Source organism: Microbulbifer regidiadema (SeqCode) (genome assembly GCF_052466995.1).
Genome location: NZ_CP174297.1, coordinates 2,956,508 through 2,969,694, shown reverse-complemented (window position 1 = coordinate 2,969,694; position 13,187 = coordinate 2,956,508). Strand labels below are relative to the sequence as shown.

At 49.2% G+C, this 13,187-nt stretch carries 10 protein-coding genes; 8 read left to right on the top strand and 2 right to left on the bottom strand.

Annotation, left to right across the window (positions count from 1 at the left end):
* Nucleotides 1–329: 329 nt before the first annotated feature.
* On the top strand, nt 330–3,230 hold the full coding sequence (locus ACJJIK_RS12900; RefSeq protein ID WP_444942973.1) for a PKD domain-containing protein: 2,901 nt from the start codon (nt 330–332) through the stop codon (nt 3,228–3,230).
* A gap of 41 nt (nt 3,231–3,271) precedes the next feature.
* On the opposite strand, the gene ACJJIK_RS12895 is transcribed toward ACJJIK_RS12900, so the two are convergent.
* Nucleotides 3,272–4,573 (bottom strand): M20 family metallopeptidase, encoded by a 1,302-nt coding sequence (locus ACJJIK_RS12895; protein ID WP_444942972.1) that lies wholly within the window; start codon nt 4,571–4,573, stop codon nt 3,272–3,274.
* A gap of 761 nt (nt 4,574–5,334) precedes the next feature.
* On the opposite strand from ACJJIK_RS12895, the gene ACJJIK_RS12890 reads away from it, so the two are divergent.
* From ACJJIK_RS12890 to ACJJIK_RS12880, 3 genes are read left to right on the top strand one after another with little or no spacing between them, the layout of a single operon-like run.
* On the top strand, nt 5,335–7,692 hold the full coding sequence (locus tag ACJJIK_RS12890; protein ID WP_444942971.1) for an efflux RND transporter permease subunit: 2,358 nt from the start codon (nt 5,335–5,337) through the stop codon (nt 7,690–7,692).
* Nucleotides 7,673–8,488 carry an outer membrane lipoprotein-sorting protein gene (locus ACJJIK_RS12885; protein ID WP_444942970.1) on the top strand — a complete coding sequence of 272 codons (816 nt, stop codon included), beginning with the start codon at nt 7,673–7,675 and terminating at the stop codon, nt 8,486–8,488. The genes ACJJIK_RS12890 and ACJJIK_RS12885 overlap by 20 nt, the downstream gene beginning before the upstream one ends.
* Nucleotides 8,489–8,499: 11 nt before the next feature.
* Nucleotides 8,500–9,684: a hypothetical protein gene (locus ACJJIK_RS12880; protein WP_444942969.1), complete on the top strand. Its 1,185-nt coding sequence runs from the start codon at nt 8,500–8,502 to the stop codon at nt 9,682–9,684.
* A gap of 68 nt (nt 9,685–9,752) precedes the next feature.
* On the opposite strand, the gene ACJJIK_RS12875 is transcribed toward ACJJIK_RS12880, so the two are convergent.
* Nucleotides 9,753–10,346, bottom strand: coding sequence for a TetR/AcrR family transcriptional regulator (locus ACJJIK_RS12875; RefSeq protein WP_444928703.1), 594 nt, complete (start codon nt 10,344–10,346; stop codon nt 9,753–9,755).
* A gap of 287 nt (nt 10,347–10,633) precedes the next feature.
* On the opposite strand from ACJJIK_RS12875, the gene ACJJIK_RS12870 reads away from it, so the two are divergent.
* The 4 genes from ACJJIK_RS12870 to glk all read left to right on the top strand — a co-directional run bounded on the left by ACJJIK_RS12870 (nt 10,634) and on the right by glk (nt 13,089).
* Nucleotides 10,634–10,930, top strand: coding sequence for a hypothetical protein (locus tag ACJJIK_RS12870; RefSeq protein ID WP_444942968.1), 297 nt, complete (start codon nt 10,634–10,636; stop codon nt 10,928–10,930).
* A 38-nt stretch (nt 10,931–10,968) separates the two neighbouring features.
* A complete protein-coding gene (locus ACJJIK_RS12865) occupies nt 10,969–11,280 on the top strand; it encodes a cupin domain-containing protein (protein ID WP_444928701.1) in 312 nt (103 codons plus the stop codon).
* Nucleotides 11,281–11,627: 347 nt separating this feature from the next.
* Complete coding sequence (locus ACJJIK_RS12860) at nt 11,628–11,936, top strand: DUF1272 domain-containing protein (protein ID WP_444928700.1); 309 nt, start codon at nt 11,628–11,630, stop codon at nt 11,934–11,936.
* 190 nt (nt 11,937–12,126) lie between these two features.
* Entirely contained in the window at nt 12,127–13,089 is a 963-nt protein-coding gene (gene glk / locus ACJJIK_RS12855; protein WP_444928699.1) for a glucokinase, read from the top strand.
* The last annotated feature ends 98 nt before the right edge of the window (nt 13,090–13,187 follow it).

The window sequence follows — 13,187 nt, the reverse complement described above, 5'->3', positions numbered from 1 at the left end:
GGCTTAGAAATATTCAGCTCCAGCCACTGAATCCTGATCCAAGCATAAGTAATCTTGCCACAATACAGGTGGGGCTTGCTCAGAGTGGAGCTCTACTGAGGCTTGCTTTCATATTCTTTAAGTTGATGAGTAAAAATAGTGCTCTATTGGTACGCTCGTGAATCATGCGGGGATTTTTCTCACTCAAAATATACTGTATTTATATACAGTTTTTAATTGTTTGGCAATGGCCTGGGGTGAAATATTTTTATTGGTTAATTGCACTTTGTTTTCACATTGTGTGCTAAATTGGCGGAGGTTTTTAAGGCGGATTTACACAGGGAGATGTTGTGAAGCTTAAATTACTGGCAAAATATTTTGCTCTTTCCACAGCGACTTTTCTACTTGCAGGCACAGCAAGCGGGGAGGTTCAATTTCAGCCCGCAGAGATTTATTCCACCGAGTCGAAAGCAGAAGTTATCGCTGTTGCCGATTTGAACAATGATGGACTTGATGACATTGTGCTAGCTACGTCGAGTAGCTTTGCGCTTGAGGATGATTTTAAATTAAAGGTATTTCTACAGGACGAATTTGGTGGCCTTAAAGGGTCTGTTGATTACCCACTTACTGGAGGTGAGCCGAAATCTATTGCGGTGGGTGACCTCAATGATGATAGTTTAGCAGATGTGATTGTTGGGCTTGATAGCGGCGTAATTGAGATATACCTGCAAGACCCTACTGATGGTTTAGTATATACAGAATTTTTAGAAAATTTCTATTCTGAACGAGTGGCTATTGCCGATTTTGGTGGTGATGGTGGTAGGGAAATCCTCGGGATCAGTTGGACAGAGTATGCTGCTGCAATAGCACGTAAAGCCGGAGAGCCAGCTAACTTTGTAAGTACTGTTAGCGATCTAGTTATGGAAAGCCCCGGGCAGGTGGCGCTGGGTGATGTTGATGGGGATGGTTTAACGGACATTGCACTAATCGTTAATGGGTTTCCCCAAAATAGCTTGGTTGTGTTATCGCCGGATGAGTCTTTGGCGCTGCGTGGACTTATCAGTATTGATTCAGGTGGAAATGCTGATATTGGTGATGACCTTCAAATACAGGGGATTGCCATTGGTGACCTTAATAGTGATGGGCGCAATGATATTTCCGTATCGCTGGTTGGTGAGGGGCAGTTTAACCCGGGAATCGCGGTATATTATCAGCGAGAGGATGGCTTATTACAGCAGGCTGAAATCCATAACTATAGCGGCATTCCTGGAGAGCTTTTAAGCAAAGATATTGATAATGATGGCTCTGCTGATTTGGTTGTCCTGCCGGTCAGTGGCGAGTTCTTAAGTATTTATCAGCAGCAAGGTAATGGTGTCTTGGCTCTGAGTGAACAGATAACCATTCCAGGTGGGATGTATAGCGGTCCTCAGAGTATGGCGAGTGGCGATATTAATGGGGATGGTGCTTTAGATATTGTTATCGCAAATCCATCGCAGGGATTGGTTGTATTAAAAGGAGGTTCTGGGCATATCAATCAGCCACCCACAGCAGTTGCTGGCGAAAATCAAACGGCTGAGGGTAATACGGCGGTATTACTCGATGGTACTCTATCGTCTGATCCCGATGGCAGTATCGCGGCTTACCGCTGGACACAGATTTCCGGTACTTCCGTCATCTTAAATGACTCTAGTGATGGCTTTGCTAGCTTTACTGCGCCCTCCGAAATTACTGGAGTGGTACAAGAGATGGTTTTTGAGCTGGAGGTTGAGGATGATAAGGGACTAAAAAATAGCAGTAAAGTGACCGTCAGCGTTGGGGAAAATTTGCCTCCTGTTGTACTAATGGATTTCCCAGCAGCATCAGAACTTGCTATCGGCCAAGAGGTTATATTATCTGCAAATCGATCCTACGACCCTGATGGAACCGTTGTGAGCTATCAATGGCAGCAGGTGCCAGGAGGTCCTCGTGTTGAGTTGAAAAAACTTGATGATGGGACTGTTTCCTTTATTGTTCCCAGAACTGTTGCAGAGTCAGGAAATTATAACTCATCAGTAGGATTTACCATTGAGATTGAAGACAACGGTGGTACAAAGTCCAAACTGGGAAGGTATTTTTTCATTGAAACGTTAAAGCCCCCAATGATTTTGAGTAATCTCAGGATAGTGGACCCTGGTGACGAGATACTGCTTAAAGGGTGGCTTTGGGATGCTGATGGCCATATTGTAGATTATCGCTGGCGCTCACTCCCCGGTACGGATGTCGAATTGACAACCCACACCGATGGTAGCGCGAGTTTTATCGCACCCCAAATCCCTTGGGGTACAGAAATCACTCTGGAATTTGAGCTTGAGGTTGAGGATAACGATGGCCTGACAGCGACAGGTGTGTTTACTGTCATTGTGAAGCAGAATATGCCTCCGTTTATTGGGGTAAATTTTCAACCGCTGGCTTTGCCTAATACAAATATTACTTTGAACGGTTCCTTTTCAGGCGATTCAGATGGTTCTATTGTAAGTCAACAATGGGAGCAAGTGTCGGGTCCCCCCGTTGAGTTGATTGGCGCTAATAATTTAATTGCCAATTTTAAAACGCCAGCAGAGCCTGCTGAATTGTCATTTAAGTTCAGTGTCACTGATAATAGAGGGGCGACAAATCATACTACTGTCAGTATAGAGGTTGCGTTAATTCCCCCCAAAGTAATAAGTACTACTCAAGAAGTTGAGCCCGGTGAAAATGTCTTACTGGTTCCTGGCATTTCTTGGGACGTCCCTGGTGCGCATATTGTTGACTATCGCTGGCGTTCCCTCTCCGATAGGGATATTGAATTGATAACTCACGCTGATGGTAGTGCGAGTTTTATAGCACCACAAAACCCGGGAGGTGAGTTTACTCTGGAGTTTGAACTGGAGGTTGAAGATAACAATGGCCAAATAGTAACGAGTATATTTACGGTGATCGTAGAGGGGAATATTCCACCGTTTATGGTTGTTGCATATGGGGCTGTTGGCGGTGTTAAGATTAATACAATTTCGACCTTGAGCGGTGGGGCTTCAAGAGACCAGGATGGAACTATTGTGAGCCAGAAATGGGAGCAGGTATCTGGCCCGTCAGTTGAATTGATTGATGCGGATAAACTGACTGCTTATTTTATGACACCAGCAGAGCCCGCCACTTTATCCTTCAAATTCAGTATTACGGATGATGATGGAGCAACAACCGAAAAAACTATAACCTTAGAGGTTGAGGAATAGATAATTGTGAAAGTGAGCCCCAAGAGGGGCTCTTTTTACAATTACTGTTTTTTATGGTTTGCCATATAATCCAAAGTTAACAGAGTCAGCGCTTCAGTGCCCTTACGCAAAGCATTCTCATCCACATAGAAAAGCGGTGAGTGGTTGCTGGGGGCTGTGCTGGCATCCTGGTCTCTTGGGGTTACCCCCAGAAAATAGAAGAAACCGGGGACTTCATTGGCATAGTAGGAGAAGTCTTCTGCTCCAGTGATTTTAGGCACCTCTACAACGTTCTCATTGCCGGCAGCAGCTTTCAAGATAGGCAGGGCCTTTTCTGTCAGCTCAGCATTGTTGACCGTTACCGGGTAGCCCTCGAGGATTTCCACATCCGCACTGGCACCGGAGCTCTCAGCAATTAATTCCGCAGTGGTTTTCAAGTGTTTGAAAATTTCTGCGCGATTGTCCATATCAAAATTGCGAATAGTGCCGTTCAGATAAACGCTGTCCGGAATGATATTGTTGCGAACACCGCCGTCAATGCGTCCGAAGGACACCACTGCGGGCTCTTTGGTGATATCGATTTGGCGGCTGACAATGGCCTGGGTGCCCATTACGACTTGTGCGGCGGCGACAATTGGGTCAACACCACCCCAGGGGCGCGAGCCGTGAGTTTGGCGGCCGTTGATGGTAATACGGAACTCATCGGCAGCGGCCATAAATGGGCCCGAGCGGTAGCCGATCACCCCAGTGGGCAGTGAGGAGGTCACGTGCTGGCCAAAAGCCACATCCGGCTTGTACTTCTCGAAGATGCCCTCTTTGAGCATCAACTCCGCACCACCTTCTTCATTGTCCGGTGCGCCCTCCTCAGCGGGCTGGAATATAAATAGGACGTTACCAGCCAACTCATCGCGAAGGCCGGCCAGGACCTCGGCGGTGCCCATCAGCATTGCCACATGGGTATCGTGGCCACAGGCATGCATAACGCCCACGTCTTTGCTTTGGTAAGTGGTGCGCGCTTTGGAGGCGAAGGGCACATCGGTTCTCTCAGTGACTGGCAGAGCGTCCATGTCCGCGCGCAGGGCGACAGTTGGTCCGGGCTTGCCGCCTTTCAAAAAGCCCACCAAGCCGGTGTGGGCGATACCGGTTTCTACCTCAAGGCCCAGTGCACGCAGGTGCTTTTCAATGTACTTGGCGGTCTCAAATTCGCGATTGCCCAGTTCGGGATTTTGATGCAGGTGGCGGCGCCACTCGATCACCTTGGATTCGGTGTCTTGCAGCAATTGCTGGGGTTTGGAGTCACTGGCAGAGACCTGAGTAGCCAGCAGCGAAGCGCCGATTGCGATGGGCAGGAGCAGTTTTTTCACAGCACAATTCCTTCATTTTCATTATCGTCGCCGGATTCTAACCCAAGTTTTGCGCGGCAGACTCCCTGAAGCTGGATTGCCTTTATTTATATTTTGGGACTCCATGGTTGACATCATGAACCGTTCGGTTCAAGATATTCTGCATAGATTGTGGGAAGGGCTGTGATCATAGGATTAACAAAGCAGTACTGACCGGTCAGGTACAGGGTAAGCTGTTGTGCTTTGTCCCAGTCGCCACAGTGGAGTGTTGAAGCCTCTCTGCCATGCAGAGGGTAGTGGCGTCGGGTGCCTGTCTATCATTTTGAAGACTAAGGAGTGATTGAAATGATGGTTGGAATTATTCAGAAGCTCTGCCCGTTAGTTAATAGTGATAATAATAGGTAGGTTGCTGATATACCGGCATGTCTTAGGAAAATGGATAGAATTATAGTATTTATGCTTAAATTTACCTTGTCGTAAATTAGATACCTTCTGAACTTTAGCGATTACCCCTTTGTTGGGGAGAGGGAAGATTTGCCTAATGATGAGCTACTTTTAAATATAAAGAAGTTGTTTTATCGCGTCTGTATTTTAAGTTTTAATTTATATCGCTACCGTCTTTCAGGTTTTGGCTGGCGGGATTAGTACGCCCATTTTTTATCGAATTTTGTAGCTGATTCTATATCGGCTGCGACGGGATTCTGTGCCCTTTAGAAAGTGTCAATTTACTTTGGCTGTTGATTAATTATTTTTCTATCAAGTTGTTTGAAGGAGCTGATTTTATGTCATCCCCCCAATTACCATCGAATTGGGTCAGCCGCTATGCGGACTGGCTTATTCGATATCGATGGCTGGTGGCCATTGGCGCACTACTGCTGGCCTTCTTTGCTGTGAGCGGAGCAAGGTTTCTGGGTTTTAACAACGATTACCGGGCATTCTTTAGCGAGGCTAATCCGCAGTTACAGGCCTATGAACAAATCCAGCGCACTTACACCAAGAATGACAATATTTTGTTTGCGGTGGTACCGAAAGATGGCAATGCCTTTTCCAATAATGCCCTGGCAGCCGTAGAGGAAATGACGGAGAAATCCTGGCTGTTGCCCTATGCGCTGCGGGTGGACTCTATCACCAACTTCCAGCATACCATTGCCGAGGAGGATGACCTCCTGGTGCAAGACCTGGTGGAAAATGCCGGCGATCTCGATGCGGAAACCTTAGCCTCTATAAAAGCTGTCGCACTGGCAGATCCCACCTTGAAGGAGCGCCTGGTCAATAGCGATGGCTCTGTTACAGGGATTAATATCACCTTCCAGCTTCCACAAAAATCCATGCATGAAACCCCTGAAGCCGCTGAGGCTGCACAGGCTTTGATGGAAGAAATTGAGGCGAAATACGATGTAGAGATATATGCGACCGGTATAATTTTACTGAGTAATGCATTTTTTGAGGCCTCTCAGTCAGATATGAGCACTTTAGTTCCGCTCATGTATCTGGTAATTATCGCGGTTGTATTTTTGCTGGTGCGCAGCTTCAGTGCGACTTTTGCCGCGTTGTTGGTTATCGTGTTCTCCATGGCCGCAGGTATGGGGCTGGCCGGTTTTATGGGGGTAAAACTGACCCCTCCATCTGCGTCTGCCCCCACTATTATTATGACGCTTGCGGTAGCGGACTCGATTCATATATTGGTGAGTTTGTTCGCGGCAATGCGCCGTGGCCTCAGTAAGCACGATGCCATTAAAGAGAGCTTACAGCTCAATATAGGGCCGGTGTTCCTGACGTCGATCACCACCGCCATAGGCTTCCTGTCGATGAATTTTTCCGATGCGCCGCCCTTCCACGACCTGGGTAATATTACCGCTATCGGTGTGATGGTGGCCTTCTTCCTATCGGTTACCTTGCTGCCGGCATTGATGGCGATACTGCCTGCCAAGAGCCGTGCCAGTGAATCCAAAATTGGACGCTCCATGGATGCGCTGGGAGATTTTGTGATTCGTCGTCAGCGCCCGATATTACTGGCGGGTGTCCTTGTCTCTCTGGCATTGTTGGCAATGATTCCAAACAATGAAATCAACGATGACTTTGTGGGGTATTTTGATGAGTCTGTGGAATTTCGCACAGACTCCGATTACATCAATGACAACCTCTCTGGTATTTACCAGCTGATTTACTCGCTGGAATCCGGTGATAACAATGGTGTCAGCAATCCGGAGTTTCTCGCCAAGCTGGAGCGTTTCACTGAGTGGATGCAGGGCCAGCCCGGGGTGCGCCATGTCAATACCATCGGCGATACTTTTAAGCGCTTGAACAAAAACCTGCATGCTGACGATCCCGCTTATTACAGGTTGCCTGAAGATCAGGAGCTGGCAGCTCAGTATTTGTTGCTGTACGAACTGTCTCTTCCCTACGGTTTGGATTTAAATAACCAGCTCAATGTGGCTAAGTCGTCGACACAGATTATTGTAACTCTCGATAATCTCAAGTCGAAAGAACTCAAAGCGGTAGCGGATGCCGGCAGTAATTGGCTGGAGAAAAACATTGGTGTAGCTGCCTATGGTGTAGGTCCGGCGATCATGTTTGCCAATATTGCCGAGCGCAATATGGAAGGCATGTTGGTGGGTACCCTGGTTGCACTGGTATTAATTTCTGCACTGATTGGTATTGCCCTGCGCAGCGTTAAGCTCGGTTTCTTAAGCCTGATTCCCAACCTGTTACCGGCCGGTCTGGCATTTGGCCTCTGGGGCGCTCTGGTGGCTGAAGTCAATGTGGCTGTCACTATGGTGACTGGTATGGCACTGGGTATTGTGGTGGATGATACCGTGCACTTCCTCAGTAAGTACCTGCGTCAGCGCCGTGCTGGCTACAACGTGGAGGATGGACTGCGTTACGCCTTCTCCTCCGTGGGAGTAGCGATTGTGGTGACCTCGGTAATCCTGATTGCCGGATTTATGGTCTTGGCTCAATCCTCCTTTGGTATGAACTCCTCCATGGCGCTTCTGACCGCAATTTGTATTTTGATGGCCTTGCTAGCGGATTTCCTACTTCTTCCGATTCTGTTGATAAAACTTGATGCCAAGGCTTACGACCCCGCTATTACCTCTATTGAAAATAAGGAGCAAAACTATGCAACCCAGCCGCTCTAAAAAACAGTTTCTGACACGGACACTAGCAGGTGCTCTGGCTCTGGCAGCTTTCTCTGTCTCCGCCGGTGAACTGGACTTGGCCGCAGAAAAAGGCCTGAAAATTGCCAAAGAGGCGGATCGTCGCGACTTGGGATTTGGCGATATCAGCAACAGTCTTACTATGACCCTGCGCAATAAATATGGTGAGGAAAGTGTGCGGGCTATGCGCACTAAAACTCTGGAGCAGGAAGATGATGGAGATAAATCCCTGGTGGTTTTTGATAATCCCCGCGATGTAAAGGGCACGGCATTTTTGTCCTTTACCCACAAAGTGGGCTCCGATGACCAGTGGCTCTATTTGCCCGCACTAAAGCGGGTAAAGCGTATTTCCTCCAGTAATAAGTCCGGCCCGTTTATGGGGAGTGAATTCTCCTATGAGGATATTGCCTCACAGGAGGTGGAGAAATACACCTACAAATATTTGCGCAATGAGTTTTTTGATGGCCGCGACCACTTTGTTCTGGAGTTGGACCCCGTCGACCCTAAATCCGGTTATTCCATCCAGCACCTTTGGCTCGATACAGAGGAGTACCGCGCATGGAGGACCGATTACTATGATCGAAAAGGGGATTTGATGAAGACTCTCACGATTTCCGGTTACAACCAGTACGGCGATCAATATTGGCGGGCCAATAAAATGGAGATGGTCAATCATTTGACCGGGAAATCCACTGAGCTGTTGTACAGCGACTGGGTATTTGGCAATGGTTTTACCGAGCGGGACTTCACCAAAAATAGTCTCTCCAGGGCGAAATAGGGACTGCGCCTATGGCAAAGCGAAAAATACTCGCCCTGTTGCCACTCGTGGCAGCGTTGAGCCACACGGCTGGGGCAAATGAGTTAAGCGGTTACGCGGGCCTGGAGGCCCGCGCATTCACCGCAGACCCGCTGGATTCGGCGCAAAGTGATGCCGGTCTCTCTGCGTCTTTAAATCTCGAGTACTATCGGGATTTTGACGACGGTAACCAGCGTGTTGTAGCCAGCGTTTTTGGGCGTTGGGACAGTGAGGATAGCGAGCGCAATCACGCAGATCTCGGCGAGCTTTACTGGTGGAAAGCTTACGATAGCTTTGAACTGTACGCCGGCGTGCGCAAGGTATTTTGGGGTGTTACTGAAACCGTACATCTGGTGGATGTGATTAACCAGGATGATGCACTGGAAAATATCGACGGAGAAGACAAACTGGGCCAACCCATGCTCAATCTCCTGATGGAGCGGGACTGGGGAACGCTGGAGGCTTACGCTTTAGTGGGTTTTCGCGAGCGCCAGTTTGCCGGCCGGGAAGGGCGATTGCGCACACCACTACTGGTGGATGAGGAGGCTGCGGTTTATCAATCTGATCGGGAAGAAAAGCACATAGACTGGGCCTTGCGTTACAGTCATGTACTTGGAGATTGGGACCTGGGCCTCAGCCATTTTTCCGGCACCAATCGGGACCCACTATTGCTGCTTGCGGAGGATGGATTACTCGCGCCTTACTACGCACAGATCGATCAGACCGGTGTGGATATTCAAACGACCCGTGGAGACTGGTTGTGGAAGTTTGAAGCGATTTCATTTAAGCCGCGCGGCGAAGACCGCCAGACAGCGGCTGTCGGTGGTTTCGAATATACATTTTATGGTATTAGCGAAACGGTAGCAGATCTCGGGGTATTAATGGAATATCAATTTGATGATCGCACTGGACCTTGGTCTACGGCCAGTCAAAATGATATTGCCATAGGTGCGCGCTATGCCCTGAATAATACCCAGGATACAGAGCTTTTATTTGCTGTCAGTACCGATTTGGATAATGGCGGTCGCTTTTCCAACTTTGAACTTAGCCACCGGCTAAATGATCGCTGGCTGCTGGAAGCGGAAGCGCGTTTTTTCGGTAATGCGGATGAAGAAGATCCCACTTACAGTTTGCGTAATGACGACTACTTTCAGTTGGAATTGCGTCGCTATTTTTAACGGTTAATTCTCACAGGAATGCCCCCATTCCCACCCCAAAGAGGCAGGAAATTTTGGGGTGGGCTTTTTTAGACGTGTGTGTACTGATCCAGAATGGTGGATAGCTGTTGGTAACTTTTTTGACCGGCAGTGGTACTGCCTGTGCCTTTATTCAGGGCCACTACGCCTCGGCTCACAGCCATAACCATTGCGGCGAGGGCGGCACAATCGACATCGGCCTGTAACTGGCCATCGTCAATAGCTTTTTGCATGCGAGCTTCAATCCGGCTCAACATATCATTGGTACCCTTGGCTACCAAGTCAGCGAGGAACCCCTCACTGGCACCTACCTCCATTGCTGCCATAGTGGCGATACAGCCCTCAGGAGTTTCCGAGCTCTCCATACCTGACTGAAGTATTTCCAGGAAGCCGCCTATGGCTGTGCGAAAGTCTGGATGGTTCAAGGTGCCCATAGCATCGCAGGCATACTGGGTGTGGAAGTGCTCCAGGCAGCGGCCATACAGCGCCTCCTTGCTCTGGAAGGTGTTGTAGATGCTGGATTTATTCAGTCCCATGGCCGATTCAAGATCCGACAGGGAAGTTGATTTGTAGCCTTTTTCCCAGAAAACGCGCATGGCCTTGTCCAGCACTTGTGACTCATCGAACTGCTTGCGCCCACTCATTTATCGCTACCAAATCGCAAAAAAAATGATAGTGACATATCAATCTGGGGCGGGCAAGGCGCGGGGAGGAGGGGCTGGAAATTATGGGGGTAAACGGACTATTGCCCCTTTTGTGGATGATTGGTCAGACTCTTTGGTTTAGATTTCTAGCAGGTGTGACCAATAAATCTGAATTATTGGTCATTGCCGCTCTGGAAGTGCAGCGTGGCGACCGGCCTCCGGTTCCTAAATATAGATATTTGACCTATGATTTCGACCGTTAATTAGTAGAGAGGGAAATGGAGAGAATGGGTATTTTTGATAAAGCCAAGGAACTCGGCGAAAGGGTCAATGAATCTGTAAGCGCATTTAGCAGTGATGAGGTGATAGCCAATACCGTTATCAAAGCGGTTGAAAAGCAGGAGAAGGTGAATGCCATTCTCAAAGCCAGGGGATGCAACTACCGTGTTGCAGATATCGATCTGGGCATGGGAATTCCACCGACGGTGACCTTTGGAGTTCGGCGCGTTGATGAGCCGGCGGAAAAAGAACCTGCTGAAAATGGCGCCACGACTTCTCCTGTGCCCGAAGAATCCGCTTTGTAGTTAGCAATTCTTTAAATTACCTTGCTGGAATAACCTTTATGAAGATAGTGCGCAGCAGTGAGTTTACTGGCGATAAGCCCTGGGCATCGCAACTTATCGCTAATATGAATGGTATAACCACTAAATTGCACTGGACCGATCAGCCCTATATTTGGCATATCAACGATGGTCAAGAAGTCTTTGCGGTTCTCGATGGCCGTGTGGAAATGTTTTATAAGGTGGAGGGGGAAGCTGAGTCTGAGCTTCTCGGCCCCGGCGATATATTTTACGCTTCCGAGGGAACTGAGCATGTTGCCCATCCTATTGGGGAGGCTCGGATTCTGGTAGTGGAATCCGCAGGGAGTATTTAGGATAGTTGCGCGGTTTATAAGCTTGAGTTGGGGGCTTTAACAGCGCTATTGAGCTTGCAAGCATGACAGAATATGGCGGCTAGCTGTCTCTTTTATGCCACTATCCCTGTGGATAAGGGGCTAATATGGGCAAAGTTTTTCTGGACTTCGATTGGTTGAGTTAGCCTGTGGATTACTGCGAAAAGGGTATTCTATATTTATCCCGAGCATATTTTTTTTACAGGGTGAAGCTCTACAGACTTTCTGTCGGCTTTCTTTACTCGGAAATTTTCCACAGAAAAACTGAATGACGTCGTGGGTGTAATCAGTTTATAAAAATGCTTGAGTGAAACTAAGGGTGATCTCGGATGCTGGAATTAAGGCCAAATTGTGAGGGCTGCGATAAAGACCTGCCACCAGATTCGCAAGAGGCGATGATTTGCACTTACGAGTGTACCTTCTGTCAATCCTGTGTGGAGACACTACTCAGTAATGTCTGTCCCAACTGTGGTGGCAATTTTTGTCCCCGCCCCATCCGCCCCCAAATTGCACGGCGCTATGGTGTTGGCATTCACCACCAGCCGGCCTCACAAGCGCGCGTGAATACGTCTTTTAGCCAGGAGGAAATCCGCATATTCGTGGATGCGGTGAAAAATATTCCACCCGTAGAGCGCTAAAAAAGTGTGACCAAAAGGTTGGTATCGGTTTTCTTTTGTGCCGGTCGATGTGTTCAGCGGTATCGGCCATGGGGTTATGCGGTTCCTTTATAGGGTGAGTTGTCCAGTGTAGTCCGCTGTGGGGCTGGCAAAATTGTGCCTGACGCCTTAAGTTATATCGCCTTTTTTGGGGGAAGTTAGAAGGATAACTATGACGAGTATCGTAGCGGATATCGGTGGGACCAACGCCCGATTTGCCATCGCCAAGCCTATTGCAGAGGGCTACCAGCTGGAAGAGCTCAAGGTGGTTGATTGCCAGCGTTTTGAGGGGTTCGATGCAGCGTTGCAGCACTGGCTTGATGGAGTGAACCAGCCGCGCCCGGAAAAGGCGTGTATTGCCGCAGCCGGCCCGCTGGAGATGACTCCAACGGGGGGGCGGGTTTATATGACCAATCTGGGTTGGACGATTGATGCCGGACAGTTGGCGCAAGCGTTCAGTTTGCCCCACCTGGAGCTGATCAATGATTTTGCCGCCCTGGCACAATCCCTGCCCCGCCTGGCTGAATCGGACTACCAGATACTGCGCGATACCCCCCGGATAAAAGGCGCCCCTATGGCGGTGCTCGGTCCCGGTACCGGGCTCGGCGTCGCTGGGCTGGCGGAGGCCGAGGGTCGATACCATGTGTTGGCGGGAGAGGGCGGCCATGCCAATTTGACCGTCTCTACTGAGCGTGAATTACAGCTGCTGCAAATCCTGATGAAAACCCAGGTGCCGGTTTTTAATGAATGGGTGTTGTCGGGCAATGGCTTGGTGAATCTCTACCGGGCAGTTTGCGAGTTGAACGGCAAGGCTGCTGAGGACCTGACACCCCCGGATATCAGTGCCCGTGGCCTTGAGGGCTCAGATCCGCTGTGTCGTGAAACCCTGATAGATTTCCTCAATTTCCTCGGCAGTGCCGCCGGCGATGCCGCCCTGTATCTGGGTGCACGGGGCGGAGTATTTTTGGGCGGGGGAATACTGCCCAGAATTGCTGAATTGCTACCGGAGAGCGAATTTGAGCAGCGTTTCCTCAGCAAAGGGCGTGTGGCTCAGTGGATGGACGCGGTCCCGGTATATGCGCTAAACGCGGGCTACCAGGCACTGATCGGCGCGGCGGTACAGCTGGAGGGATAACTTATTGTTGCGTTTTGACAGGCGCCGACCTGACAAACGTGTATTAAGACCCACCTGTGATTGATCTCACACTTTTTCCCGTCTCCTCCCCCCTCGGG

Coding starts and splice junctions, on each gene's coding strand:
- ACJJIK_RS12885 (WP_444942970.1), top strand. CDS start 7,673: ATGCAACCCAGCCGCTCTAAAAAACAGTTTCTGACACGGACACTAGCA.
- ACJJIK_RS12880 (WP_444942969.1), top strand. CDS start 8,500: ATGGCAAAGCGAAAAATACTCGCCCTGTTGCCACTCGTGGCAGCGTTG.
- ACJJIK_RS12875 (WP_444928703.1), bottom strand. CDS start 10,346: ATGAGTGGGCGCAAGCAGTTCGATGAGTCACAAGTGCTGGACAAGGCC.
- glk (WP_444928699.1), top strand. CDS start 12,127: ATGACGAGTATCGTAGCGGATATCGGTGGGACCAACGCCCGATTTGCC.
- ACJJIK_RS12870 (WP_444942968.1), top strand. CDS start 10,634: ATGGGTATTTTTGATAAAGCCAAGGAACTCGGCGAAAGGGTCAATGAA.
- ACJJIK_RS12890 (WP_444942971.1), top strand. CDS start 5,335: ATGTCATCCCCCCAATTACCATCGAATTGGGTCAGCCGCTATGCGGAC.
- ACJJIK_RS12865 (WP_444928701.1), top strand. CDS start 10,969: ATGAAGATAGTGCGCAGCAGTGAGTTTACTGGCGATAAGCCCTGGGCA.
- ACJJIK_RS12860 (WP_444928700.1), top strand. CDS start 11,628: ATGCTGGAATTAAGGCCAAATTGTGAGGGCTGCGATAAAGACCTGCCA.